General features: G+C 56.7%; 31 protein-coding genes. 9 read left to right on the top strand and 22 right to left on the bottom strand.

Features of this window, described 5'->3' with window-relative positions; translation table 11 throughout:
- The first annotated feature begins 29 nt into the window (after window positions 1-29).
- A complete protein-coding gene (locus KF784_00970; GenBank protein MBX3117609.1) occupies window positions 30-746 on the top strand; it encodes a hypothetical protein in 717 nt (238 codons plus the stop codon).
- A gap of 62 nt (window positions 747-808) precedes the next feature.
- On the opposite strand, the gene KF784_00965 is transcribed toward KF784_00970, so the two are convergent.
- The gene (locus tag KF784_00965; GenBank protein ID MBX3117608.1) at window positions 809-1,693 is read right to left on the bottom strand and encodes an alpha/beta hydrolase; all 885 of its coding nucleotides are present in this window, start codon (window positions 1,691-1,693) and stop codon (window positions 809-811) included.
- 45 nt (window positions 1,694-1,738) lie between these two features.
- Complete coding sequence (locus KF784_00960; protein ID MBX3117607.1) at window positions 1,739-2,032, bottom strand: DUF1905 domain-containing protein; 294 nt, start codon at window positions 2,030-2,032, stop codon at window positions 1,739-1,741.
- A gap of 87 nt (window positions 2,033-2,119) precedes the next feature.
- On the opposite strand from KF784_00960, the gene KF784_00955 reads away from it, so the two are divergent.
- Both KF784_00955 and KF784_00950 read left to right on the top strand, forming a co-directional pair.
- Window positions 2,120-2,617 (top strand): DinB family protein, encoded by a 498-nt coding sequence (locus tag KF784_00955; protein ID MBX3117606.1) that lies wholly within the window; start codon window positions 2,120-2,122, stop codon window positions 2,615-2,617.
- Window positions 2,618-2,640: 23 nt separating this feature from the next.
- Window positions 2,641-3,021, top strand: a complete 381-nt coding sequence (locus KF784_00950; GenBank protein MBX3117605.1) for a VOC family protein — start codon at window positions 2,641-2,643, stop codon at window positions 3,019-3,021.
- A 5-nt stretch (window positions 3,022-3,026) separates the two neighbouring features.
- Here the strand turns inward: KF784_00950 and KF784_00945 are convergent, their stop codons facing one another.
- Complete coding sequence (locus tag KF784_00945; GenBank protein ID MBX3117604.1) at window positions 3,027-4,712, bottom strand: hypothetical protein; 1,686 nt, start codon at window positions 4,710-4,712, stop codon at window positions 3,027-3,029.
- A gap of 92 nt (window positions 4,713-4,804) precedes the next feature.
- Window positions 4,805-5,617, bottom strand: a complete 813-nt coding sequence (locus KF784_00940) for a methyltransferase domain-containing protein (protein ID MBX3117603.1) — start codon at window positions 5,615-5,617, stop codon at window positions 4,805-4,807.
- Between the two features lie 259 nt (window positions 5,618-5,876).
- On the opposite strand from KF784_00940, the gene KF784_00935 reads away from it, so the two are divergent.
- The gene (locus KF784_00935; GenBank protein MBX3117602.1) at window positions 5,877-6,626 is read left to right on the top strand and encodes a zinc-dependent peptidase; all 750 of its coding nucleotides are present in this window, start codon (window positions 5,877-5,879) and stop codon (window positions 6,624-6,626) included.
- Between the two features lie 11 nt (window positions 6,627-6,637).
- On the opposite strand, the gene KF784_00930 is transcribed toward KF784_00935, so the two are convergent.
- A complete protein-coding gene (locus KF784_00930; protein MBX3117601.1) occupies window positions 6,638-7,972 on the bottom strand; it encodes an HD domain-containing protein in 1,335 nt (444 codons plus the stop codon).
- 117 nt (window positions 7,973-8,089) lie between these two features.
- On the opposite strand from KF784_00930, the gene KF784_00925 reads away from it, so the two are divergent.
- The 4 genes from KF784_00925 to KF784_00910 all read left to right on the top strand — a co-directional run bounded on the left by KF784_00925 (window position 8,090) and on the right by KF784_00910 (window position 11,882).
- On the top strand, window positions 8,090-8,791 hold the full coding sequence (locus tag KF784_00925; protein ID MBX3117600.1) for a tetratricopeptide repeat protein: 702 nt from the start codon (window positions 8,090-8,092) through the stop codon (window positions 8,789-8,791).
- Entirely contained in the window at window positions 8,788-10,506 is a 1,719-nt protein-coding gene (locus tag KF784_00920; GenBank protein ID MBX3117599.1) for an exo-alpha-sialidase, read from the top strand. The genes KF784_00925 and KF784_00920 overlap by 4 nt, the downstream gene beginning before the upstream one ends.
- Before the next feature lie 99 nt (window positions 10,507-10,605).
- On the top strand, window positions 10,606-11,622 hold the full coding sequence (locus KF784_00915) for a hypothetical protein (GenBank protein MBX3117598.1): 1,017 nt from the start codon (window positions 10,606-10,608) through the stop codon (window positions 11,620-11,622).
- Window positions 11,623-11,732: 110 nt separating this feature from the next.
- Window positions 11,733-11,882, top strand: a complete 150-nt coding sequence (locus KF784_00910) for a hypothetical protein (protein ID MBX3117597.1) — start codon at window positions 11,733-11,735, stop codon at window positions 11,880-11,882.
- A gap of 23 nt (window positions 11,883-11,905) precedes the next feature.
- Here KF784_00910 and KF784_00905 read toward each other — a convergent pair whose 3' ends face one another.
- The 17 genes from KF784_00905 to KF784_00825 all read right to left on the bottom strand — a co-directional run bounded on the left by KF784_00905 (window position 11,906) and on the right by KF784_00825 (window position 22,168).
- A complete protein-coding gene (locus KF784_00905; protein ID MBX3117596.1) occupies window positions 11,906-12,220 on the bottom strand; it encodes a hypothetical protein in 315 nt (104 codons plus the stop codon).
- Window positions 12,221-12,363: 143 nt separating this feature from the next.
- Window positions 12,364-12,888, bottom strand: a complete 525-nt coding sequence (locus KF784_00900; protein ID MBX3117595.1) for a hypothetical protein — start codon at window positions 12,886-12,888, stop codon at window positions 12,364-12,366.
- A 293-nt stretch (window positions 12,889-13,181) separates the two neighbouring features.
- Entirely contained in the window at window positions 13,182-13,664 is a 483-nt protein-coding gene (locus KF784_00895) for a DinB family protein (GenBank protein MBX3117594.1), read from the bottom strand.
- Window positions 13,665-13,674: 10 nt separating this feature from the next.
- Entirely contained in the window at window positions 13,675-14,337 is a 663-nt protein-coding gene (locus tag KF784_00890) for a YceI family protein (protein MBX3117593.1), read from the bottom strand.
- Between the two features lie 163 nt (window positions 14,338-14,500).
- On the bottom strand, window positions 14,501-14,896 hold the full coding sequence (locus KF784_00885; protein MBX3117592.1) for a YciI family protein: 396 nt from the start codon (window positions 14,894-14,896) through the stop codon (window positions 14,501-14,503).
- A gap of 105 nt (window positions 14,897-15,001) precedes the next feature.
- The gene (locus tag KF784_00880; GenBank protein ID MBX3117591.1) at window positions 15,002-15,394 is read right to left on the bottom strand and encodes a hypothetical protein; all 393 of its coding nucleotides are present in this window, start codon (window positions 15,392-15,394) and stop codon (window positions 15,002-15,004) included.
- 120 nt (window positions 15,395-15,514) lie between these two features.
- Complete coding sequence (locus KF784_00875) at window positions 15,515-15,949, bottom strand: YciI family protein (protein MBX3117590.1); 435 nt, start codon at window positions 15,947-15,949, stop codon at window positions 15,515-15,517.
- A gap of 271 nt (window positions 15,950-16,220) precedes the next feature.
- The gene (locus KF784_00870) at window positions 16,221-17,495 is read right to left on the bottom strand and encodes an RNA polymerase sigma factor (protein ID MBX3117589.1); all 1,275 of its coding nucleotides are present in this window, start codon (window positions 17,493-17,495) and stop codon (window positions 16,221-16,223) included.
- On the bottom strand, window positions 17,476-17,874 hold the full coding sequence (locus KF784_00865) for a DUF1801 domain-containing protein (GenBank protein ID MBX3117588.1): 399 nt from the start codon (window positions 17,872-17,874) through the stop codon (window positions 17,476-17,478). Before KF784_00865 ends, KF784_00870 begins: the two co-directional genes overlap by 20 nt.
- A 69-nt stretch (window positions 17,875-17,943) precedes the next feature.
- Window positions 17,944-18,426: a VOC family protein gene (locus KF784_00860; GenBank protein MBX3117587.1), complete on the bottom strand. Its 483-nt coding sequence runs from the start codon at window positions 18,424-18,426 to the stop codon at window positions 17,944-17,946.
- Window positions 18,427-18,458: 32 nt separating this feature from the next.
- Window positions 18,459-18,833 carry a DUF1801 domain-containing protein gene (locus KF784_00855; protein ID MBX3117586.1) on the bottom strand — a complete coding sequence of 125 codons (375 nt, stop codon included), beginning with the start codon at window positions 18,831-18,833 and terminating at the stop codon, window positions 18,459-18,461.
- A complete protein-coding gene (locus KF784_00850; GenBank protein MBX3117585.1) occupies window positions 18,830-19,300 on the bottom strand; it encodes an SRPBCC domain-containing protein in 471 nt (156 codons plus the stop codon). Before KF784_00850 ends, KF784_00855 begins: the two co-directional genes overlap by 4 nt.
- Window positions 19,297-19,803 (bottom strand): SRPBCC family protein, encoded by a 507-nt coding sequence (locus KF784_00845; GenBank protein MBX3117584.1) that lies wholly within the window; start codon window positions 19,801-19,803, stop codon window positions 19,297-19,299. The genes KF784_00850 and KF784_00845 overlap by 4 nt, the downstream gene beginning before the upstream one ends.
- Before the next feature lies 1 nt (window position 19,804).
- Window positions 19,805-20,137, bottom strand: a complete 333-nt coding sequence (locus KF784_00840) for a helix-turn-helix transcriptional regulator (protein ID MBX3117583.1) — start codon at window positions 20,135-20,137, stop codon at window positions 19,805-19,807.
- Between the two features lie 121 nt (window positions 20,138-20,258).
- On the bottom strand, window positions 20,259-20,990 hold the full coding sequence (locus tag KF784_00835) for a DUF899 domain-containing protein (GenBank protein ID MBX3117582.1): 732 nt from the start codon (window positions 20,988-20,990) through the stop codon (window positions 20,259-20,261).
- Window positions 20,991-21,021: 31 nt separating this feature from the next.
- Window positions 21,022-21,495 carry a DUF1579 domain-containing protein gene (locus KF784_00830; protein MBX3117581.1) on the bottom strand — a complete coding sequence of 158 codons (474 nt, stop codon included), beginning with the start codon at window positions 21,493-21,495 and terminating at the stop codon, window positions 21,022-21,024.
- Between the two features lie 46 nt (window positions 21,496-21,541).
- On the bottom strand, window positions 21,542-22,168 hold the full coding sequence (locus tag KF784_00825) for a TetR/AcrR family transcriptional regulator (GenBank protein MBX3117580.1): 627 nt from the start codon (window positions 22,166-22,168) through the stop codon (window positions 21,542-21,544).
- A gap of 107 nt (window positions 22,169-22,275) precedes the next feature.
- On the opposite strand from KF784_00825, the gene KF784_00820 reads away from it, so the two are divergent.
- Entirely contained in the window at window positions 22,276-23,184 is a 909-nt protein-coding gene (locus tag KF784_00820; protein MBX3117579.1) for a site-2 protease family protein, read from the top strand.

Raw genomic sequence — 23,184 nt, 5'->3', positions numbered from 1 at the left:
CCAAACCTGCTCGCAATAGGAGGTTACGAATGAAACTGTCAACACCGATCTATCACTTAAAGCGCAAGGCAAAACTCTTGTCCCGCGAAGACAAAATCCCCCTTCACGAAGCGCTCAACCGCGTCGCCCTTGCCGAAGGCTTCAGCAGTTGGAGCTTGCTCGCCGCCAAAGCATCCGCGACCGCCCCAGCCAGCAAACTGTTCTCTCGACTAAAGCCGGGCGACCTGGTTCTCCTTGGCGCGCGCCCCGGCCAGGGCAAAACGCTGATGAGCTTGGAGCTTGCCGTCGAAGCCATGAAGGCTGGCAATAAGAGCGTTTTCTTCACGCTCGAATACACGCCAAAAGACGTCTTGGAATGTTTCCGAGATATCGGGGTGGACTGGACGCAGTTCGAGGGCTTGTTCGAATTCGATGGCTCCGACGCCATCAGCGCGGTCTACATCGTCGAGAAGCTTGTAACCGCTCCACGCGGCACCCTGGTCGTCATTGACTATCTGCAACTGCTCGACCAAAGACGAGAGAATCCAGCCCTGTCTGTTCAGATACGCACGCTAAAGTCGTTCGCAAAAGAACGCGGGCTGATCGTCGTCTTCATCTCCCAAATCGACCGATCCTACGATCCATCGATCAAGCCGTGCCCCGACAGCCGCGATGTCCGGCTCCCAAACCCGCTGGATTTGAAGCTGTTTAACAAGATGTGCTTCTTGAATAATGGCGAAATCCAGTTCAAAACAGCGCGCTCATAACCACAAAGGCCTATGTCGCGGAATACCGCGACATAGGCCGATAGCATCGTCTTAAGCCCGCCCTACTTGCCCTTGTTGGCCATTAGAAAACCAACCAGAGCTGCCCCAAAGTCCGGCTTGGTCAGCGTCGTCATGTGGTCCGCGCCCTCCACAATCTTGACCTCATGATTGGGAACCACCTTCCGCGCCGCGCTGACGCAATTCTTAACGTAGTCCGACTCATTCCCCCCATAGATAAACAGGGTCGGAGCCTTACACTTCTTAAGATCATCCACGCTCACGGCAAGGTCCTTGAACCCACGACCCGCCGCCACAAACGCCCGGACGTCTTTCTTGCCATACAAAAACTTGGCATAAGCGTCGGCCTGCTCTTTAGTTGGTTTTGGCTTGTCGTCTGGGCTTACCGCCATGATGTAAGACCCCAGATCGCCCTCTTCCACCGCCTTGGCAAACAGATCAACCTCCCCAAATTTGAGCGAGGAAACTTCTTTAATGAGGGGCGCTTGCCCGCCATAGACCACGCTGATCACGCGATCCGGATGCGTCGCCGCCACGTGTCCGGCGATGAAAGCCCCCATCGAATAGCCGATCAAATGCGCCCTCTTGATCTTAAGGTGATCGAGCAGTCGCACCACATCCTCCGCCATTTCTGCGCCGTACTTGCTCGGCTCATACGGCTTGTCGCTTTTGCCGTGCCCGCGACAGTCGAGGGCGATGGCCTGGAAGCCCTCCAAAGGGGTGAGCTTGGTTTCGCCGGTTGCGGCATCCCTACCCCACATGCTGGAATCGCTCATCCAACCGTGAATCAGCACAATAGCCTCCCCCTGCCCCTCGGTGACGTACCGAATCTTCACACCGTTGGAGTCGAAGGTGCCCTCAGCAGCTTGGGCAGATATCGGCAAAGCGCATAGGGCGACCAGAGCCGCCAGAGTCGTCTTAATTCTCACAGAGGGTCCATACTCCGGAACAGGGCTAAGGGTTGCGATAGACCATTAACTTCCAGAAACCACCTCAACCCTCAACCTCACAACATCCCCCACATTCACACCCTCCGCCCGCTGGACCGCAACCTTCACCGGCACCAGATACACCCCATCCTTCGGAAAGAGCGACGTCCGATACTCCGTCTCCCCAATCCTCACAACCACCGGAATCACGCCCCAACCGTACGTCACCTGCGCCGAAATCGCCTTGACATCAGCCGAGAGATCGGGAGGAATCGGCACAAACACAAACGGAGCCGGGCCGCGCCAATAGATCGCTTCCCCCTCAAACTCCAAGATCATTCGGCAAGTATATCAAGGGCTGCCAGCTTGCTCTATCCCATTCCCCAACCGCAAAGCGCAAACCACCGCCCCAGGTAAAACCGACCGATGGATGTCACCGCCGCTCTCCTCGACTCCTGGGATCGCCAATGCCGCATCGTCAACGCCATCGCAGAGCGAGTGACCGAGGCTAACCGCCACATCAAACCCTCGCCCGACGGATGGTCGTTGGACACTCATCTGGCCCACATCCAGAAGGTCCGCACTTACTTCCTCACCCAACTCGACGCCGACAAGGCCAACGCGCTCGGCAAGCCGTTCAAGAAGGAGTGGGAAGACCCTATCGACGACCTCAACGCCATCCGAAAGATGCTCGCCGAAAGCAGCCTCGCGGTGAGAGATGCCGTCAAGAGCGCCATCGAAAAGGGCAACGAGAAGGCGGGTTGGTACGACAATCCGGTGCTCTATCTGCAGCACATGGTCTGGCATGAAGGCTGGCACGTCGGCCTGATCTTCCTTGCCCTAAGGTCGGCCGGAGAAGAACCGCCCGAAGAGTGGGAAGAAGAGAAAGTCTGGGGCGAGTGGCGCACAGAAGAGTGGTCATAGCGTCACCTCAGATACCATATAACGTGCTGCCAATTTTGCGCATTGCCCGACCCGTCACCGACCTCGCCCTGTCGCAGAGGATGTACTGCGAGGGTCTTGGCCTCTCCGTCCTCGGCTCCTTCCAAGACCACGATGGTTTTGACGGCGTCATGGTCGGAAGGGAAGGATCACCCTATCACTTCGAGTTCACCTACTGCCGCACAACTCCGGTTGAGCCAACCCCAACCCACGAAGACCTTGTCGTGTTCTACATCCCGACGGATCACGAATGGCAAGCCGTCTGCGATTCGATGCTTGCCGCAGGCTTCAAGGCCGTAACCTCCTACAACCCCTATTGGGAGAAGAACAGCCGAACCTTTGAGGATCACGACGGATACCGCACGGTGCTGCACAACGGGGTCTGAAGGCTTTACTTGGCCAGGGCCATTTTCAAAACGACTTTGCCCCTTTCCTCATTTGCCGTCCAACCCTTTTCCGTCGCTTGCGCTGTGCCCTGCACAACCGCAATCGAATATTCAAACTCCTGCCACCGATACGCCACTTGCTTGGGCTGAACGCCCGTTAGCGCCGACTTCGCCGGGTCCCACTCAAACGATACTTTCAGCTTCTTATCGCTCTTCGTGGCAAACTGCACCGTAATGCTGCTCTCTGCAAAATGGACTCGAAGAATCGCACCATCCTGAACCGGCAGCTCCACGATCATCGAATTGCCGTCCTCACGTACCGTGGGTTTGCCCGTGAGCCGCAACCGTTGATCATCCAGGTAGAAGTATCCACCCGCGCCCTCGTCATCAAGCGATCCCGGCTTCTTGCTCCAGTGGTAGCCGTCCAGCACGGCGGGCATGCGCTGCTCCACCTCGGTCAGCCGGGTCGGCTCGTCAAGAAACGGCTGCTTAAAGCGGTCGCTGTAGACTGTCAGATCGCGCAGATAGGGAAGGTCGCCCTTCATGTGCAGGTTCGCCCGGTAGAACCTGGACTGATACCAGACCGTCGCGGCGGGCTTCTCGTTCCCAAAGGGATCGTTCAGCATCACCTGAGCCTGGGGTGGCGTCTGCCGGAAGGCCTTCTTGAACCGCCGGCCTGTCTCCCCCATTGTCTCTACATGCACCACGCCCCGATCGCGCAAAGCCGCCAACGCCTCCATTTGGGCAGGGTAGCCCGTTGCCTGCTGATCCCACGGGAACGTGTTCTCCTGTCCCATCTGGGCATAGGCAAAGCCGAGCGTCGGCGACTTCTCGATCATCTCCAAGAACTCGCGTACAAAAACCGGACTCCGACCGGAAGGCCATACCGGCTCCATCGTGTCGGGTTCGCTGTGCCGCTTTCCGTCCGGCATCATCCAAACGCGGTCATAGTAGTAGACCGGGTCTTGCCCCAGCATCCGAAAGATCGGCGAGCCGATCTGCTGGCTGCGGTCCAGCGCCGGACTCCAACAGTTGGCCTTGCTGGGGTAGTAGCCCGCGATGGGTGCTCCCCAGATGGTGAAGCCGTCGGTGGCAATTTGGTCACGGCAGACGGCAAAGGCATCGACCTTGTACTTCTCGACCAGATGTGCGATGGTCACGGAGTCAAGATTCCAACTGGCGACGGAGCTTGGGTACTTGCCCCAAACCATCTTGAACTCTTCCATCGCCGTATCCGCTAGCTTGATCCGCTCCTCCTTCGTGTAGCCGATGGTGAACGCGACATGCGGGATGTGGTCCCATTCATAGCCGGGCCGCCCGCGCCATTCCACACCCGCCGCCTTGCAGTGCCGCTCGTTCATCTCAAACCAGAAGCCGACCTCGTGGTCCTTCGCCATCTGGGCCTTCAAGAACGGCACGAACGGCCCGGAGACCAACGCATCGAATTGGAGCAGCCAGGTCGCGGGCAGCCGATGCTTCAAGATGATCTCCATCTGCTTCTGGATGGGGAGCATCATGTCCATCTTGAAGCGAGGCTCGATTTCGCGGATGAAGTTGATGACGTTGATGCAGCGCGTCGTGTTTTGGCCAGTCGGCAGATCCATTATCATCAACGTGCTTGCAAAATTGAGGCTGCCAACAGAAGCCCACGCCGCTCCCGATAGCTTCAAAAAATCGCGCCTGCTGTGCATTGAGGCCATGCTACCCCGCCCTAACAACGGGGTAGCATGGCCTCCCTTAGCGATCCAAAAACGTTAGGGCTCCTAACATTCTCCGACCGCAATCAAACGTTCACAGTTACGCGCAAGAACGTCGCTGGGATGTGCGTCCCCCCGTTCTTGTCGGTGTTCTGCGCTCGCGCCAACTCCAAGAGTTGCGCATGCAGCTCTTCCGTTCTGCCATCCTTCTCCGCCGCGTCAAAAGCGTTCATCGTCGGACCGTAGAACCGTCGGAAGATATCGATAAACTGATCTGGCCCCGTGTCCGGCGAGATGAAGTAGAAAGTGTCTTTCGCCGTAGAGATATTCGCCTCGGGCACTCCTGCTTTCCCAAATCGCTCAATGATGTGAGAATCCACACCCCAGAGCATCGGGCTGATGAAGCCCTCCGGCGGAGGAGGCGTAAAAGCCGAGCTGATTTTGAGCAGCTGCGACACAAACGTCTCATCGCCCGGAATCCAGTTGCCCATAACCACTCGCCCGCCCGGCTTGGTCACTCGAACCATCTCCTGTGCAACTTCAAACGGCTTGGGGGCGAACATCGCGCCAAACACGCTAAGGCTCAGATCGAACGAATTATCCTCAACCCCTTGAAGGTCGCAGGCATCGCCCTCCCGAAAGCTCACGTTGGTAAGCCCCATTTCAGAGGCTCGTCGATTGCCGGCTTCCACAAGATTGCGAGCGATGTCGATGCCCACCACTTCCGCTCCCAATTGAGCAAGGGGAAGGGCGGTTGTCCCATCGCCGCATCCGAGGTCCAACGCTCGCAGCGGCGGGGTAATGCCGATAGACTCAACGACGGCGTGACCCGATTGACGCATGAAGGCGGCAATCTGAGTGAAGTCGCCTTTCTCCCATAACGCTTTATTTGGATTCATAACTGCTCCTGTTTCGATGCTCATAGCAAACCTCTGAAGAGTCTGGCATAGCTGATCTTGACCCCTCCCGAGTCCCAACGCAAAACGGGCTGCTGCACTCTCCAGATTCCGACCAACTGCCCATGACCGATGCGCAAGAAAGGGACATTAGGCCGTTGCTCCAGACCTTCTCAAACGCACTCGTTGGCAACCGAACACAGCCTTGGCTTACAGTTAAGCCTAGCACCCTTCTCAATCTAACGTAAGGCATACTCTGGAAATGGGTTTGAGTTATATCCTCCTCGCTGCGGTCACGCTGACGTCCTGCACGCAAGAATCGCCTGCGCCCGACCTTGCCGCATGGCTCACTCAGACAAATAAGCCCACCTACCAAAAGCGCATTGTGTCCGGCTGGACCGTCAACATCCAAACAGAGCTGCTCACCACCGATGCCAAGCTCACCGAACGCGCCATCGACTTGCTCAAAATCCAACTCGACGAGATCGTCAAAGTCGTCCCAAAGCCCGCCGTTAAGGAACTGCTCAAGGTGCAGCTTTGGTTCTCACCTGTATATCCCGACTCCCAAGCGGGCGCGGCCTACCATCCTGGCGCAGCGTGGCTCAAGGAGCACGGGCGAAATCCTGATATGGTCCAAGGAGTCGAGTTCACAAACATCCGCATCTTTGATGCCGAAGTTCGGCGAATGCCCAACTTCGCCCTCCACGAACTCGCCCATGCGTATCACGACCGCGTTTTGCCCGAGGGCTTTGGCAATAAAGAGGTTCGCGAGGCTTACGAAAAGGCGAAGGCAAGCGACAAATACCAGAGAGTTGAAAAGCAAGATTCTGAGGGGAGAAAGTCGATGGATAAGCATTACGCCCTCACCAACCCGCAAGAGTACTTTGCTGAGAGTACAGAAGCGTTCTTCACGCGCAACGACTTCTACCCATACAACGCCACTGACCTGAAAGATTACGACCCCGACACGTACGCTCTGATCGCGAAGTTATGGGGCGTGGAAAAGAAGTAAGTCGTTGCGCCCTACGCTGCATCAACGAGCTTTACATCGTAAATGCACTCTTTAAGTGCGGCAACGCAATCGCCATCGAATGCAGTGCCGATATCGCTGTCGAGAATGCTCCAAACCTTCTCCAATGGCATCGCCGCCCTGTAGGGCCGAGTCGCCGAAAGCGCATCGAAAACATCGCAGGCGGTGACGATACGAACGTCGAGCGAGAGGTCATCAGCCCCCAAACCGCGCCAGTACCCCTTGCCATCAAGCCTCTCGTGATGAGCTGAGGCAATCTCCGCCATGTATTCAAAGCTGGGAATCCGCCCCAAAATCTCGTGGCCAAATTTGGGATGCAGCGTGACGCGCTCAAACTCTTCAGGATCCAGCCGTCCCGGCTTCTCCAAGATGCCGCTGGGCACGCCAAGCTTGCCAATGTCGTGGAGCAGCGCCGCTCGCCGCAGGTCCGATAGCCTCGCTTTGTCGAATCCGAGGTGCTCGGCAATGAGTACCGAATACTGCATCACTCGTGTGGAGTGCTCAGAAGTGAAGTTCGACTTCGCGTCAACGATCATCGCAAACGCTTCACAAATCGCGTCGATGTCCGACTCGATCGCATTTCCGGCTAGCTCCGGCAATTCACGCTCGACAAATGATGGATCGCCGATGCTTTCTAAGAAAGAGTTATCGTCGGCAAAGTCCACACAAGCCTGCACGACCTCTGGATCGAACCACCTTCCAGAACGCGCTGCCGCCATATCAAGCGACTCCTCCAATCCATAGCAAGCCAGAAAGACCTCAAAGGTTTGGGCAAAGCAAAGGATGCGGCTCAGGATCGGAATCTTATCGCCAGCAAGCTGGTAGGGCGCTCCCTTGCCGTCCCAATGTTCATCCAGATAGAGAATCGCATCGGCAACTGCCGGGTTCAAACTCAGCATATTCGCGATGGCTGCGCCGCGCGTGCATCGTGCCTCGGTCATCGCGTTCATGACCTGGTTCGGCGAGCCGATGTTGCTCGCCATTCGGCGCAGCTTGGCCGCGAGAGATCGCCCAGCCTCCGTGTGTTGCCAGGCAAACTTGAGCGACTGTGCGGGTGAAGTCCAGTCGATAAATTTGACCGCACGCTTGGAAAGATGCTCGTCTCCACCAAAAATTTGCTGGATGCGGACGGAGTTGTTGGAGCATCCCGAATCTTTCAACACCGCTGCAAAGTAGAGGTCTTCGCGCTGCCTATTGGATAACCCCATCGTCTCGCCGATTTTCAGCGCAATTTGGGCCGTGCGCAGGGCATGCCCTTCCGGTTGACCCTCAACGAGGTCCAACGCTTGGCTAAGCGCACCCAAAATACTCGCCTTCGACGGCCTCATCTCCACAAGAGAATTGTCGGTACGGCTGGCATTTTTCTTAGGAAATTCACAAACGGGCCACAAGCCAATCCTGGCTTGTTATACTGGCGTTCTCGGGTTGCAATTTGGAGATGTTGAATGCGGGAATACGCGGTTAGGGGTTACACCTACTTAAGTTGCTGTGTCATGTTGCTCGCCGTTATCGGTTGCAGCCAAACGCCACCGCTCGCCAGTAAACAGCCTTCTGGAGTCCAGATGCCTCCTACCCAAAACCCAAAGGAGAGGCAGGACGAGGAGCGATTGAGCGCTGCAATCGAAGGTCTTAGCTTCGCCTCCGGCGCCGTCAAAGTAATCTCACCTCAGCGCGCCGATCGAAGTAAGAGCATCAAACTAACGCAAGCCGCTGAGAAGTGCCTGAACGTCGATAACGTCTGGTTCAAGGCAGCCGGCCTTTTCCGCGATGCAATCCTTGCCGACCCCAGCCATGCCCCCGCATACGAGGGGCTTTCGCGGGCGATAGTCCTCGAAGGCGGCACAGACCTCGCAAGCGCCGCCCTCAACACAGCAATTTCCCTCGATCCTGGCTTTCTTAAAGCCCGGTATGAGCTCGGTGTAGTCACCCAAATGACTGGCGACTACAAAGGCGCGATCCAGGCTTGGAAAGAACTGGTAGCCCGCGATCCCAATTACCCCGATGCCTATGCACGGTTGGCCATCGCCAGCTATTTCGACCAAGACTTTAAGTCCGCTCGGATGTACTTGGAGGAGGCCGACAAGCGCAAGCAAAGCGTCCCGCCCCAATTCCGCGACCTCCTACAAGAGGTGTCGACAAAGCCATGAAACGTGCGCTGATTATCTCTATTCTCGCGATCATGGCGTTTGCCGCCGCACAAAACCCGATCGTTAACAATCAAATCCGGGTGTCCTTAGACGATGTTTCAAAGTCCGCTACCGAGACCAGCGCAGCGGCAAGCGCCAACGGACAAGAAATCGTCGCTGGATTCGTCGACGCGCGTACCGATGGCTCCTACAAGAGCGGCTTTTCGGTGACTTCGAACGGTGGGCAAACCTGGGAGCATATTATCGTTCGACCCCCCGCAGCATTTCAAAGTACGACCGAAGCCGACCCCATGACCGCATACGACCCCCGAACGAACACGCTGTTCGTGGGCGCAATTGCAGGCGGCAAAGGGATGTATGTCGCCAAGAAAATCCCGGGGCAAAACGCCTTCACCCCCGCTGTAATGTGCCGTATCACCACCGGCGCCGACAAGGGCTGGATGACCGCCGGCCCCCTCCCCGGACAACCGAATTCGACAAGGCTTTACATCGGCTACAACGAAGGCATGATCTGGTCGGATGACCTGGGCGCGACATGGACAAATCCGCTCAGTATGGGTGCGGGAGTTGGCTTCCTGCCGCGAGTCGGTCCCCAGGGTGAGTTGTATCTCACCTATTGGGAATATCTTGGTTTCGGCATCCAATTCCGCCGCAGCTTCGACGGGGGCCAAACTTGGGATGCACCGGTTCAAGCCGCAACCCGCCTTGCAACCTGGGGAGTCGTGAATTACGGTGTCCCCGGAATATTCCGAAACGTTCACAACCACGCCATGGCCGTCAACCCGGTAAACGGTGAGATCGTTCTTGTTTACTTCGATCAAACCAACATCGTTGATGGTCGAAAAAACCTCGACCTTTATCTGATCAAGTCGGCAGACCAGGGTCAAACTTGGTCCAACGCTGTCCGACTGCCGTTCCGTCCACTCAACCAAATCTCCGATATGATCTTCCCCTGGCTGGAGTTCACCAAAGACGGACGCCTGCACCTGATGACAATGGACACCTCGTTCAATCCCGGGCAAGCGGACGGACTGATCAATGGACTGTGGGACCAGGTCTACTACTACAGCGACAACGCCGGAGATACATGGTCGCAAGCATTTCGACTCACGCCAACTTCGTGGAATAGCGCCAACGACGGCCTCGGCGGTTGGTTCTCAGGCGACTATCAAGGAATGGCCGCCAGCGACAAGGCGATGTTTCCCGTGTATCCCGACGCTCATACGCTCCAACACGAAGCCTATATAAACGTCATCTACAACCCCATCGAGCGCCCGCTCTCCTACGCCTGGGTTACCGGCATACCTGTGAGCGGGACGCTTGAAAGTCTCTTCCTTGCCGATGGCAACGCCGTCCAAGTCAAACCCCTATACGTGCCCATCCGCTCAGAACCGCAGATCAGAGTGGAGACAACAACCACGGTTCCTTCGAGCGCTCCATCGTCGATGAAGGTTTGCCTTTGGGCATCCACCACCATCGCCAACATCCAGCAGCATATCCAGCTGAAAAATGTAATCACCGGGAACTGGGACACGGTCGACAGTCGGGTCGCTGCGTTGTCACTGTCGAACGTAACGGCAACCGTGCCGACCCCGGCAAACTACATATCTGGCAACACCGTGAAGGCAAGGATTGTGTATAAAGCAAACGACTTTGCAATGGGCAGAGCTTGGACGGCGAGTATCGATCAATGTGTTCTCCTGGTTGACCCGTAGCCGATTCCAACGGGATTAGCCCGCTGATGCACCATCAAGATTCTAAAGGCAGTAGTTGATTAGTTACGGATTTGCCACTCAGAGCCGTATAATTACGAAATGCTAAAACGCTCTGTCTTTCTCAATCTTGGGATTGCGTTTTCCGTCGTTGCAGGCTGCCTCGTCGTCAGCTCTATCGCCCAAAGCTCCGCCCAGCAGACCAAGCCGCCCGCAACCGCCCCCACCAAGGGCACCGTTCAGATGCCCGGCGACAACGGCAAGGTCGGCACCATCTACCAGCTTGGCCCGAAGGGAACCGAGATGCACTTCACGCTGGATTCGGCAGCCGTCGCCACCCGCTACAAAACCGTCGATACCAACATCATCGCCGGCAAAGATGAGCGGCTGCTGGTCCTGACCTACACCGTCCACAACCCCCTCAAGACCGAGCAGATGGCAGATTCCCAGTCGTTCAAATTCACCGTCGTCTCGCCCGACGACAAGAACGTCGAGTTCCGTGGCGCTGTCTACGAACCGGTCAAGCGCACCGCCATCAGCCAAATGCTCAAGCCCGCTCAGAAAGTCAAGCTCACCGCGGTCATCCCGATCTTTGCCCAGGGCCCCATCACCAAGATCATCGTGGCTCGCGGACAGGGACCCGTCCTTCGGTACGACCTGCGCGAATCTCTGGTGAAATCGACCTCTGTCTTCGCCACCGACGGCGTGACGATCGGCAACGACGCGACCGTTGAGCTGGGCAAGCCGTTCGACTTTGGCGGGTTCGACATGGAGATTCAGGATATCAGCGAGTCAGCCGCCACCATCGGAGGCTACGTGGCCAGCGATTCAAAGGGCGTCTACCGCGTTGTCGTAAAGTTCTCCAACCCGCTCTCGAAGCCGCTTTCGGTCGGCTGGCAGTACTTCACACCCAAGCTCACCGACGAGAACGGCGAAGAGATTCACTGGGCAAAGGATCTGGCGTCCATGTCGGGAGCGTCCTATTTCAGCTCTGATGTGGACATGGATTCGTCGGTCCGCGCGCAGTACCTCTTCGCAGGTGCCAAGGGCCTTAAGCTGGCAAAGTTCAAGCTCACCCAGAACAGCACAGGCCGCGCGGTAACGGTCAAGCTGCAGTAGAATCAAACGTCGCCTCCCATTGCTGGACAGAGGTCGGCAATGGGAGGCTGCGTAGCTTTGAATGAAGGATAGGCGGCGCTCCACAAAACCCAAATCGAGTATCTTAAGTCATGAAACGACCATCGAAAAAAGAGATTAAAGCGGCAGTCGAGAAGCTGAAAGAGAAGCCTGTGGACACGTCAGGCGCTTCCGAACCGACCAATGTCGGCAAGCCCGCGTCCAAGAAGACCAGCCAGCGCATCCGCAAGCAAGGCGTCTAATCCCCCTTTAGGAGTGCGCGGATTCATCCGCGCTCTACTTTTTCATCTCGATTTAGCAGGAGATGAAAAGGGACAACCACGATCTCCGATCGCCGGCCGCCGATAGCCGATAGCTGATTTCTGATCTCTGATCTCTGATCTCCGATAGCCGATAGCCGATAGCCGATAGCTGATTTCTGATCGCCGATCGCTGATTTCTGATCTCTGATCTCCGATAGCCGATAGCCGATAGCCGATAGCTGATTTCTGATTGCTGATCTCTGATCGCCGACCGCCCCTACAAACTCCTCCCCTTCAAATACTCCCTCCAATCCCACGCCACCGGATCGTCGCAGCACCGCACCGCCACCGGAGCTGCCACCCGCATCGCAAGCTCATCAAAGATGCTCTTCACCGGCTCCACCTGGTCAAACCCAGGCTTTCCAAAATCCCTCGCCCGATTGCATAGCGAGCACACGGCCCGCAGGTTGATCGGCCGGTTTCATCCGCTGCCCGTGTGGTCGATCTCCGTCGCAGGCGCACCGCACACCTGGCACTTACCGCCATCCCGCTCGATCACCTTGGCAACGACCTTGGGCGGCACCAGCGCCTGCCGCATCGGATAGCCCCCAACCGCCACCGCCCACAGCTTCTGCCCCATCATCGCCTGCTTCTCCGGCTCCAAAATCGACCCGTCACTCACCGCCGCCCGAAACTGCCGCACAAACGCCGCCATCTCCCGGCACTTCTCGCTGCAATACGGACTCCGCTTGTCCTGAACTTCGATCCCACAGTTAGGACAGGTGTTGGAATCGGTAGGGAAGTTGGGGAAGCTTTCGCCCTTTCGAGTCGGATTAACTCGCCTGATGAATGGTATTAGAATGCGTCGAGTTTGAGCATCCGGGCCTTCAAGATGTTCGTCCTTAAGTAGACCACTCACAAAGCTTGTCACCAGTTGGTTCAAATGAGCGGACGTCTCAACCATCATCTGTATTTTACATAGAGCCTCAAGGAGTTGTAGCGACATGAACCCTTCTCGCACACGCTTTGAGTGAAACTCCTCCCCCTTGAGGGGGGAGGCTGTGAGCGTAGCGAACAGGGTGGGGGTGACGCAGACGCCGTCCTGGTCACTGTTAGGCTATCTACAGACCGACCGACTCCCCAGCCTCAACCAAAGTCGGCCCGACATCCGGCTTCCGAATCTTATAAACAATCACCCCAATCAGCACGACCAGCAACACCAAGGACGGCCCCTTACTGTAGCTCAGTCAATCTTCCTTCAATGTACGTAGGAGAAGGGAAGAGAGCAGACATATCTGGTCACATATGCCAATCCTGATCGCCGTAGACCGTCTGAATGTAGGCTATCTGGGCAGTGTGCCAATCAATGTGCCCCGCCATGAACGGCAACACGGTGTGCATGGGCGCTTCGCCCATTCCGAAGGGGAAGGTGATCGTGCTGTCCAACTCCCATTCTCCTACGTTTTCTAACCAATTCAAGAAAGCAAGGCTGTTCTCTTCCAAGAGCTTAAGAACCTCCTCTCGCGTAGAAAATGGCTTTTCCCACTCTCGAAACTCACGGTCGGCCTGTGCCGTGGTCGGCACGGCAAACGTCTGCCCCTGAAGCATCCCATGCATGCTCTGCACCGCCCATGCCGCATGGGCCACCAGCTGAATCGGGGTCCGAGCCGTAGGCGCAGGCGACCAGTTGATCCGGTCGTCCGGCGTTGTCGCGAGAGCGCGCTCGATTCCCGCCTTCGCTCTTAGAAACTCCTCTTTCGTCCTGTCGATCACGTCACTCATCTTCATTCCTTTACTTGTCTTTAATCGCCTCAAAGGAGATTCGAACGATAACGGTATCGCTCGCGCCCTCGGTGCCATCCGGGAGCTTGAAATCTCCCCCGACCCCAAAGTCGCTCCGCTTGATCTTGATCGGCTCGGCAACAATACCTACTCGTGTAGAATTATCACCCACCGTCAGCGTGTAAGGACCATAGTGCTTGAACGGGATAGTGATCGACTTCGTCTTATCCTTCATCGTCAGATCGCCCGTAACCGTGTACCCGTCCTTTGTCTTTTCAACCTTTGTGCTCTTGAAAGTCAGCGTCGGATACTTGGCGGCATCGAAGAAGTCCGCGGTCAGCAGATGCTTGTCCCGCGCGGCGACAGCCGTGTCGATCGAGTCGATCTGGGCTGTGAATTCAACGCTCGATTTGGTCAGGTCTTTGGCATCTTCCTCCAGCTTTCCGCTGAACTTGTTGAACCGTCCGTGAGTCTGCGAGAGGCCCAGGTGGGTGATCTCGAACGAGATGCTGCAGTGATCCGCGTCGATAGTGTAGCTCGCCTGATCGGCAAACTCAGTCGTCGAAAGCTTGGCAAAGTGCGGCTCAGCATAAGCCACCCCCGGGTGGAAGGCAACATAGCCCGCAAAAAGCGTGGCTAAGGCTAATGGGATAAGTGTAATTCTTAGTTTCATAACGATCTCCTTTTCTGTGGCAAACGGAATGTCAGAGAGAAAACTGCTAACAAGCGCCTCCAATCTCCAATCTACAATCTATAATCCCTCAATCTCCAAACTCCAATCTCCAATCTCCAATCCACAATCTCCAATCCACAATCCACAATCCAAAATCCAAAATCTAAAACCCCTTCGCCTTCCTCCTTTCGCGGCTGGCTTCCACCATCGCATTCAGGTCGGCGGCAGGCCGAATCTCAAAGCATCCCGCCCGAACGCCCGGATGCTTCGACATGATCTGAATCGCGTGGTTTAGGTCGTTGGCCTCCAAAATCAGAATGCCTCCGAGTTGCTCTTTCGTCTCGGCGAATGGACCGTCGATGACGACAGCCTTGCCATTGGCCCAGCGCACGGTCGTGGCTGTATCCGTCGTCTGCAGAGCCTCTCCGCCCGCAAAATTCCCGTTCGCGCGCAGCTCTTCATCGTATTCGAAGCATTCGTCCATGAACTCATAGATTTCGGCTTCGGTGTATGAATTCCAGTTCGATTCTTGGTGATATCCAAGGCAGATGTATTTCATCGTTTTCTCCTAAATCTGTCCCCCCTCCCTCGCCAACTCCGAAGGTTGGTGAGGGAGGGGGTTAGGGGGAGGGAGACCAGCGGCCTCTCGCCTGCCAGCAGCCTGTCAGGCGTTGCCCCTCGCTTCCCGGCTCGCCTCCACCATCGCGCTGGTGTCAAAGATCGGGCGAATCTCCAGCCCGGCGCTTCCACGAACTCCTGGGTGGGCAAGCATGATCTCAAGCGCGTGGTCGATGTCGTTCGCCTCGATGATCTGGAATCCCCCGACCTGCTCCTTCGTTTCAATGAAAGGCCCGTCGGTCACCACCGGCTCACCATCCTTCCAGCGCACCGATTTGGCCGACTCCGGCCCAAAAAGCGCTTCGCTGGCCACGAAGTTTCCGTTCGCCCGAAGCTTGTCGTCATAGGCGCAGCAAGCTTCCATCAGTTCACTCATATCGACTTCGCTGCCGGTGTGGCAGCTATCGCCCGACCCGTATCCAAGGCAAATAAATTTCATCGTTGTTTCTCCTAAATCTGTCCCCCTCCTTCGCCAACTCCGAAGGATGGGAGGGGGTTAGGGGGAGGGAACAGCCCACTCCCACTCCAAACTTGCTTCCTGCAAAAAGGAAGGCTGGACCTACTGCGGCCCCTCGCTCAACATCGTCTCCTTCAGCGGCGAGCTGTCCACCACTTTCTGGACCTCTTCCGGGTAGTCGTCCATGTCGAAGATCTGCCGAACCTCGACCACGTCGCCGTCCTGGGCTGGGCAGCGAGCCGCCCACTCCAAGGCCTCCTCCTTCGAGTTCGCACGGATAATCCAGAATCCGCCCACGACCTCTTTGGCCTCGACAAACGGGCCGTCGGTGATGGTGCCCTTGCCGCCCGAGAAGGACACGCGACCGCCCTTCGCCATCGGCTGAAGACCGTCCATCGCGATCACCATGCCAGCGTTCGCCAGGTCCTCGTTGTATTTCATCATCTTCTCAACCAGCCCGGGAGGCGGGTCGAATTCGGGGTTGTTTCCTTCGGGGCCCTGATAGACCGCCGGAATCATCAGCATCAGAAATCTCATCTTCGTTTCTCCTTTTCGTGTCTACTTCCGTGGCCTGCCTTTCCGGCGGGAGTTCCGCTGGGAAGGCTCGGCTTCGGTTGCTTTCAAGATGTAGTCGAACGGCAATTGTCCATTTCGACAGCGACGTGAAGTTTTTTGATAAATTCTCGATTTGAGTCTGACTGCTCTGTGTGGAGAATTATCTGACCGTTTGTTCGGTGATTCGTGATCCACAATCGGCTATCGGCTCTCCGCAATCCAAAATCTACAATCTACAATCTACAATCCAAAATCAAGCCAGCCCTTTCAGCCGCCTCTCAATAAACCGCCGCTCAGGCTCCAGCTGCGTCAGGCTCAGAGCCCTCTCATACGACGTCCTCGCCTCTTCCCGTCTCCCCAGCCGACGGCACAGGTCCGCCCGCGCCGAATGCACCAGGTGGTAATCCGCCAAATCCCCCCTCTCCAGAATCGAATCGATAAGAGCCAGCCCCGCCTCAAACCCTTCATGCATCGCCACCGCAACCGCCCGATTCAGCTCAATAACGGGCGACGGCTCAATGCGAAGGAGCAGGGAATAGAGCGCGGCGATCTGCCCCCAGTCGGTCTGTTCAGGCGTCTCCGCCTCGGCATGCACCGCCGCGATCGCCGCCTGCAGCGTGTATGGCCCGAACCTTCGGGAAGCGAGCGACTGCTCGACTAGCGCAATCCCCTCAGCGATCATCGACCGATCCCACAGCGTCCGGTCCTGATCCTCCAAAAGAACGAGCTCCCCGTCGGAAGAGGTGCGGGCCACACGCCTCGACTCTTGCAGGAGCATCAAGCCCAGCAGCCCCCCAACCTCCGGCTCGGGCAAAAGCTCCATCATCAGCCGACCAAGCCGAATCGCCTCGCCGGAAAGATCGGCCCGCGTCAGCTCCGCGCCAAAAGAGGCCGAATACCCTTCGTTGAAAACCAGATAGATCGCCTGCAAGGCCGTGTCCAGCCGGTCGGGAAGGTCCGCCGAGGTTGGCACTTCATAAGGAATCTTCGCATCCCGAATCTTCGCCTTGGCTCGCACGATCCTTTGCGCAATCGTCGGCGGGCTCGTGAGGAACGCACGCGCAATCTCCTCTGTCGTCAGTCCGCACACTTCCCGAAGCGTCAGCGCAACGCGAGCCTCCGCCGGCAAAGCCGGGTGGCAACAGGTAAAGATCAGACGAAGCTGGTCATCCTTGACAGCCTGCTCGCTCGCCTCAAAGGGCTCCGAAGATCGCGTATCCAGGCGGTCGGCAGCATCAGCCAGGGAAGCGTCGAACCGCGCGCGGCGACGGATCTGGTCGATGGCCTTGAACCGCCCGGTCGAAACGAGCCATGCGCGAGGGTTGTCCGGCACGCCGTCGACGGGCCACTTCTCCAGAGCCGCCGCAAAGGCGTCGTGCAGCGCGTCCTCGGCAAGCTCAAAGTCGCCCAAAAGCCGGATGAGCGTGGCAAGAACCCGCCGCGACTCGGTCTTGTAGATCGTTTCAATGTCGATGGTCTTCAATCGCTTCCCAAGATTCCTCGAAGCTTCACGAGGCTTCCTCGGCATCCATGCACGCCACCCAGCTTCGGACGACGCTTTCCAAGGCCAATCGCTTATCCTCGATATCCTTCATGTTTCGCAGATAAGCCATCTTCCTTCCGTCGGGATAGTCGCCTTCAAGGAGGCCGCTGCTGTCCGGAATGCGGTTTCCAGTGGGAAAGATCAGGTGGACATATTCCTGGGATCGAGTATGGATAACCGCCATATCGCCCTTGTAATAGAAGCAGGGATTGTTCCACTTGATGCCCTCGGTCATCCTTGGATGTGCGCTCAGGATGATCCGTCGGACAGCCTCAATCTCCGCCTTCAAGGGATGCTCCAGCCCTTCCAAGAAGGCGGTCACCTTCGGGGCATCGTCAAGCGGCTTCGCCTTGGATGTTGCCATTGTCGTCTCCTTGTCGAGGCGGCGGTCGTTCAGCGCCGCGATGGATTGCGATGCCTCCTGATCGGCACCTCAGACCTGATCCCTTGCCGCCTCCAAGGTCGCGATGTCGAACTTCACCATCTGCATCATGGCCTTCATAACCCGTCCGGCTCGCTCCTTGTCGGTGTCATTCATCATGTCGCCAAGGATCGTCGGCGTAACCTGCCAAGAAACCCCGAACTTGTCCTTCAGCCAGCCGCAGGCCTGTGCCTCGCCGCCCTCCATGAGCTTGTCCCAAATGCGGTCGATCTCCTCTTGTGTCTCGCAGTTGATCATCAGCGAGATGCCTTGATCAAACTTGAACTGCGGCCCGCCGTTCAGCGCGATGAACTCTTGACCCTCGATCGTGAAGGAGATCGTCATCGCCTGACCCGCCACATGGGCAAGCTCGGGGATGTCGTCGGGGTAGCGGGAGATGTGGGTGATCTCTGCGTTCTTGAAGAGGGAAACGTAGATGTTGACGGCCTCTTCGGCCTGATCGTTATAAGTTAAGAATGTCGTTATTTTCTGCATGAATGTGTCCTGTATCTAAAGTGTAAAAGGGGTCAACGCCTTAGCGTCTGCACCGCACCTGCCTCATTCTCATCGACCCTCGCTAAAACGAGCCTTTCGACAAGATCAACGGGAATCGGTGTACCAAAGCGGAATCGCACGGTGCCTTTGGAAGTGTCGTACCCTTGCAGATCGTCCTGAAATCTATCGAGCAAGGTCGAGCTCATCACATAAAGGCTGCAATGTCCTTTGCCGTAGCCGAATCCGACAAGCCCCCCAAACAGCTTAAAAGTGGGCACCTGATAGCTGATCGCTTCGACGGCATCGGGAGCCACGCGGCCAATAATGCCGCGCAACTCCTCCAACATTGCTCTTGCCTCGGGAGGGGCAGAGGCGATGTATTCGTCGACAGCCAATGCGTCGCTCATGAAAGCTCCCCAAGCCGTGTCGCCATCTTCTCAAAGCTCTGGCTCCAGCCTTCCTCCATTCCTTCAAGCATGTACTTCGCCGCTTCGGCAAAACCGACTCCCTTGTCGTGCAGGGTCATCTCGGTCTTGCCGTCTTTCTCAATGAAGGTTACCGTCGCCAATCCTTCAAGGACCGTGCTGCCATCTTCGCCAGGAACCGACGCAAAAAAGACAAGCTTGGTTGGTTTGATGACCTCGTGAAAGGTGCCGGTCATCGGGTAGATTGCTCCCTCAGGGCTTTGCATGTGGATGAGAATCGAGCCTCCCGGGCTAGCATTCCATTCGCAAACCGGGTTGGTGAACCCGTGCGGCCCAAACCACTCCTTCACATGACGGGCCTCCGTCCACACCTCCCACACAAGGTCTAGCGGCGCGTCAAAAAGACGAACCAGCGTGAGCTCCTTTTCGGCAACGGGAACCCTGCTCATGCCTTTGCTCCGTGCTGCATCTTAACAAGCAGCTCTTCCAGTCGGTCGTAAGACTCGCCTACGCCGCGCTCCACTCCCGAACCAAGGTGTCCGGCACAAGCCTCCTTCGTCATGTGAAAGACCGAGACGGTCATCTTCGTCTTGCCGCCGGCCTCTTCCAATGACACCGTCACCGTCGCCGGATAGTTGTTGTAGGGCTCCACGTCGAAGATTTCGATGAATCGGATCCGGGCCGGCGGGTCGATCTCAAGGTATTCCCCCTTCATCGGGCATTCGTTGCCGTCGGAGGTCCGACCGAGATAACGATAAGCTCCGCCCACGCGAAAGTCGATCTCGCAGACGGGCATTGTCATGTCGCGGCATCCCCACCACTGCACCACATGCTCAGGCTTGCTCAAAGCCTCGAACACCAGACTCCTTGGCGCATCGAAAGTGCGCGTCATGACGAACTCAAGGTCCGAGACCTGGGTCAAAGTCAGTTTATTCCTGCTAACTGTGTCCATCCTATTTTCCCTTGCTTTGAATGTCTCGCAAGTAGTCATCCAGTCGGTCGAAACTCTCCTCCCAAAACTGGCGATATTTCTCCACCCAGTCCAGCACCTCTTTCAATGGCTCGGCCTGTAGCTTGCAAGGCCGCCACTGCGCCTCCCTCCCTCGAGTGATCAGTCCGGCGTGCTCAAGCACTTTGAGGTGCTTGGTGATCGCTGGCATGGTCATATCAAAAGGCTGGGCAAGCTCCTTGACGGACGTCTCGCCCGACGCCAGCCGAGCCAAAATAGCCCGCCTTGTCGGGTCCGCCAGGGCAGAGAACGTAGCGCTGAGATGATCTGCTTGCATAGTATTTAACCTTACAGTTAATTAACTAATTGGTAAATTACCATATTCGCAGGCGTGTGTCAAGGCTCTTTCAACGGTTCGTTTGGAATGCTCATCTGGCGGTTTGCGACGATCGAACCGTTTATCCGTAAGTCGGGCTTTGTGGCCAGCCCTCCGGCGAATCCTCAAAATCCTCCTGACGACCGTAGGGCGTCAGATCGAGCAGGCCGTAGGTGTCGGTCGTCCCTTCCGTACCCCGACCGTAGTTCGAATAGGCGTGGTACACGTCGTCGCCAATCCGAAAGAACACGCTCGTCCCGTGCTCCTCGCCAGCCATGCGGCTCGTGTCCTTGCCAAGCGCCTCCCACTCCGCCTTGGTGCGGTAGTTGTATTCGAGGGGCGCTTTCGATTCGTCGATCGTGGTGTGAAAGTCGTAGTTGAAGTCGCTCCCAAAGGACGACGCCCAGCTGACCTTCCAGCCCTTCTTCTGCTTAAAGCTCTCAAGCTTTTCGAGCGGGGCGCGCGAGATGAGGGTGAACGTCGTGTCCCTTTTGGCAAGGTGCGACTGGTCGCCGATCTCAGCGACGTAGCTTGTGCATCCGGGGCAGCCCTCTTCCCATTCGGGGTCGAACATGAAGTGATACACGATGAGCTGGCGACGGCCCTCGAAAAGATCGAGAAGCGTCTTCTTGCCCTCGGATGTGTCGAACACGTACTCCTTCTCGATCTTGACCATAGGCAGCCGCCGACGCAAAGCGTTGACACGATCCTTGTGCCGGGTTAGCTCTTTCTCCTCTTCGAGGAGCCGCTTGCGTTCGGCGAGCCACTCTTCCCGCGACACAACTTTTGGGTGGGCGATGGTTTCTGTCTGCATATCCGTCTCTCCTTTCTGACCCGGTACTGACCTACTTCACGCGATAGTAGTTCGCCTCCATAAACTGCGTCCACTCACCGTTGTCACCCAGCATGTGCGAGGTCAAGACTCGGTGGTCGTCGCTCTTGAACTCCATGACGTCGCGATATTGGCGCATCTTTCCTGGCGTCTCGAAGTCCGGCCCCTCCGCGCTCAGCGTCAGCGTCGTGCCTGCCTCGTTCATCTCCCCGTCATAGACCCACAAATGCGTCATCATCGAGCCTATCCAGGTGCCGATGTATCGGCCCTTCTGCGGGTCAAAGCCGACCGTCATCCGTGTAGTCATTGGGCTGCCATCCGGCATTTCCCCCGACCCGTTCAATTGCGCCCAAAGCCCGCCGATCATGTGTCCCGTCTCTGTTCCCGTGCTCTTCTCTTGGCCTTCGCCGCAGCCGGGCATTTCGAAAGTCCATTCCCCGACAAACTTCTGAAGCCATTCGTGCTCTTTCTGTGGTGTTGCAAACATAGTTGATTCCTCCTTCTGATTCTTATTTACGTCTCTTTTCAGCCCATTAGGCTGCACTTTCCTTTCTGTCGAACAAGCTCATCACATAAGCCCGACAGTGTTTAATGTTGCTGTTCACGATCGCGCGGTCGCTCTGAGTTTTCGCGATCAGTAGAGTCCCCTGAACGAAGCTGCACAGCCACCAGGCCACCTCGTCCGCGTCAAAGTCGGTATGCGGTGGATACGCAGCCTTAGCTTCACTGAGGAGCCGAGAAGTGTTCACCTTCCAGAACTCAAGATGCGCCTCGCAGATCGCTCGGAACTTCTCGCTGGGAAGGGAACACTCCTGCGCGACCGTTCCGATCATGCAGCCCGGGTCCACGTCAGGATTCAGATAAGCCCCTTCCATCACCTTGAAGAGATGCTCCACCCGATCAAGCGGGTCAGGGATGCGGTCGAAGCCTGCCTCGTCCATAATGCCGAGCCAGTATCCAGCCCAAGCCTCCATCGCCGCCAGACAGATCTCCTCCTTGCTGGAGAAGTAGTAGAAGAAGCTCCCTTTCGTCACCTCCGCCTTCGCGCAGATGTCATCGACCGAGGTCGCCGCATAGCCGTGCCGAAGCATCAGCCGCACGGCTGCCTCGATCAGGCGAACCTTCTTCTCCGGTATCTTGGTCTGGACTTGATCACTCATACCAACTGGTTGGTATGTTACAAGAAAAACGACACAATGTCAAGCAAGAGTGAAAAAATGAATGCTCAGATGCTGGAAAAAGACGGCTAACATAAACTCAGCTATCGTTGCAGATTGAAGAGCAGATAGAGCCAGACCGAACCGAGCAAAAGATGAGCCTTGCAAAGCTAAACGCCTTTTTGAATTGGTCGGTCTCCGTGGGCCGACTCTTTGGCATTCCGATCAAGCTCCATATCTCGCTTGTCTTCTTTCTCTATCCGGTTCTTATGGGTTGGGGGATGGGCGTCTGGCACACGCTCGAATATGTGCTCTTGATCGTCCTGAGTATCCTCCTCCACGAGTTCGGTCACGCACTTACCGCAAAGCGCTACCGCCTCACCGGACTCTCGATCACCCTCCACGGTTTTGGTGGGTTTGCCGTCTCAAGTGGCTACCGCTCACCCAAACAAGCCCTCATCATAACGCTGATGGGGCCAGCCGTCACATTTGCAGTAGCGGGATTCTGCTTATCGGTCGGCACACTTGGATTGAACGCAGCCGAACTCGGGTCTGAAGCGCGGACGCAGTTTCTCATCGTGCATGCCGTAGGCTTTCTGAACCTGATGCTCGGATTCCTCAACCTCATCCCGAGTTATCCATTCGACGGCGGTCATGCGGTTCAGGCCATCCTCAACCGAAAGCAGGACGAATTCAAGTCCATGCGGGTTGTCTTTCACCTGGGCTTGGTCGTCAGCATCCTTGTCTTAGTCTATGGCCTGATCTCGGGGCATAGCCTCGTCACGATTTTCGGCCTGATCGGCGGAGCAACTTCTTTGGTTAACCTGCGGCAAACAGGTGGAATCAGGTTCCGAGAGCCGTTTCAAGATCGAAAGAGTAGGAAAGAGGCCGAAGCGGCCCGCATGCGCGAAAGAGCCAGGGATCAAGCGTTTCTAAGCGATGTGATGAACCGGGAAAAGGCGCGAGAAGAGCGTGAGCGGTTGAGAAAGATCCTCGAAGCTTCGCTGGACGATGAGTAG

The organism is Fimbriimonadaceae bacterium, from assembly GCA_019638775.1.
GTDB lineage: Bacteria > Armatimonadota > Fimbriimonadia > Fimbriimonadales > Fimbriimonadaceae > JAHBTD01.
Note: the sequence above shows the minus strand (reverse complement) of the source record. Positions and strands in the feature narration are given on the sequence as shown.

Excerpts from the sequence above, each read along its gene's own strand:
- KF784_00835 (MBX3117582.1), bottom strand. The coding sequence starts at position 20,990 with ATGCAGACAGAAACCATCGCCCACCCAAAAGTTGTGTCGCGGGAAGAG.
- KF784_00970 (MBX3117609.1), top strand. The coding sequence starts at position 30 with ATGAAACTGTCAACACCGATCTATCACTTAAAGCGCAAGGCAAAACTC.
- KF784_00825 (MBX3117580.1), bottom strand. The coding sequence starts at position 22,168 with ATGAGTGATCAAGTCCAGACCAAGATACCGGAGAAGAAGGTTCGCCTG.
- KF784_00940 (MBX3117603.1), bottom strand. The coding sequence starts at position 5,617 with ATGAATCCAAATAAAGCGTTATGGGAGAAAGGCGACTTCACTCAGATT.
- KF784_00850 (MBX3117585.1), bottom strand. The coding sequence starts at position 19,300 with ATGAGCAGGGTTCCCGTTGCCGAAAAGGAGCTCACGCTGGTTCGTCTT.
- KF784_00880 (MBX3117591.1), bottom strand. The coding sequence starts at position 15,394 with ATGAAATTTATTTGCCTTGGATACGGGTCGGGCGATAGCTGCCACACC.
- KF784_00845 (MBX3117584.1), bottom strand. The coding sequence starts at position 19,803 with ATGGACACAGTTAGCAGGAATAAACTGACTTTGACCCAGGTCTCGGAC.
- KF784_00860 (MBX3117587.1), bottom strand. The coding sequence starts at position 18,426 with ATGCAGAAAATAACGACATTCTTAACTTATAACGATCAGGCCGAAGAG.
- KF784_00875 (MBX3117590.1), bottom strand. The coding sequence starts at position 15,949 with ATGAGATTTCTGATGCTGATGATTCCGGCGGTCTATCAGGGCCCCGAA.
- KF784_00925 (MBX3117600.1), top strand. The coding sequence starts at position 8,090 with ATGCGGGAATACGCGGTTAGGGGTTACACCTACTTAAGTTGCTGTGTC.
- KF784_00870 (MBX3117589.1), bottom strand. The coding sequence starts at position 17,495 with ATGCCGAGGAAGCCTCGTGAAGCTTCGAGGAATCTTGGGAAGCGATTG.
- KF784_00915 (MBX3117598.1), top strand. The coding sequence starts at position 10,606 with ATGCTAAAACGCTCTGTCTTTCTCAATCTTGGGATTGCGTTTTCCGTC.
- KF784_00930 (MBX3117601.1), bottom strand. The coding sequence starts at position 7,972 with ATGAGGCCGTCGAAGGCGAGTATTTTGGGTGCGCTTAGCCAAGCGTTG.
- KF784_00960 (MBX3117607.1), bottom strand. The coding sequence starts at position 2,032 with ATGATCTTGGAGTTTGAGGGGGAAGCGATCTATTGGCGCGGCCCGGCT.
- KF784_00890 (MBX3117593.1), bottom strand. The coding sequence starts at position 14,337 with ATGAAACTAAGAATTACACTTATCCCATTAGCCTTAGCCACGCTTTTT.
- KF784_00885 (MBX3117592.1), bottom strand. The coding sequence starts at position 14,896 with ATGAAATACATCTGCCTTGGATATCACCAAGAATCGAACTGGAATTCA.
- KF784_00840 (MBX3117583.1), bottom strand. The coding sequence starts at position 20,137 with ATGCAAGCAGATCATCTCAGCGCTACGTTCTCTGCCCTGGCGGACCCG.
- KF784_00830 (MBX3117581.1), bottom strand. The coding sequence starts at position 21,495 with ATGTTTGCAACACCACAGAAAGAGCACGAATGGCTTCAGAAGTTTGTC.
- KF784_00895 (MBX3117594.1), bottom strand. The coding sequence starts at position 13,664 with ATGAGTGACGTGATCGACAGGACGAAAGAGGAGTTTCTAAGAGCGAAG.
- KF784_00900 (MBX3117595.1), bottom strand. The coding sequence starts at position 12,888 with ATGTCGCTACAACTCCTTGAGGCTCTATGTAAAATACAGATGATGGTT.
- KF784_00945 (MBX3117604.1), bottom strand. The coding sequence starts at position 4,712 with ATGCACAGCAGGCGCGATTTTTTGAAGCTATCGGGAGCGGCGTGGGCT.
- KF784_00910 (MBX3117597.1), top strand. The coding sequence starts at position 11,733 with ATGAAACGACCATCGAAAAAAGAGATTAAAGCGGCAGTCGAGAAGCTG.
- KF784_00855 (MBX3117586.1), bottom strand. The coding sequence starts at position 18,833 with ATGAGCGACGCATTGGCTGTCGACGAATACATCGCCTCTGCCCCTCCC.
- KF784_00920 (MBX3117599.1), top strand. The coding sequence starts at position 8,788 with ATGAAACGTGCGCTGATTATCTCTATTCTCGCGATCATGGCGTTTGCC.
- KF784_00955 (MBX3117606.1), top strand. The coding sequence starts at position 2,120 with ATGGATGTCACCGCCGCTCTCCTCGACTCCTGGGATCGCCAATGCCGC.
- KF784_00935 (MBX3117602.1), top strand. The coding sequence starts at position 5,877 with ATGGGTTTGAGTTATATCCTCCTCGCTGCGGTCACGCTGACGTCCTGC.
- KF784_00865 (MBX3117588.1), bottom strand. The coding sequence starts at position 17,874 with ATGGCAACATCCAAGGCGAAGCCGCTTGACGATGCCCCGAAGGTGACC.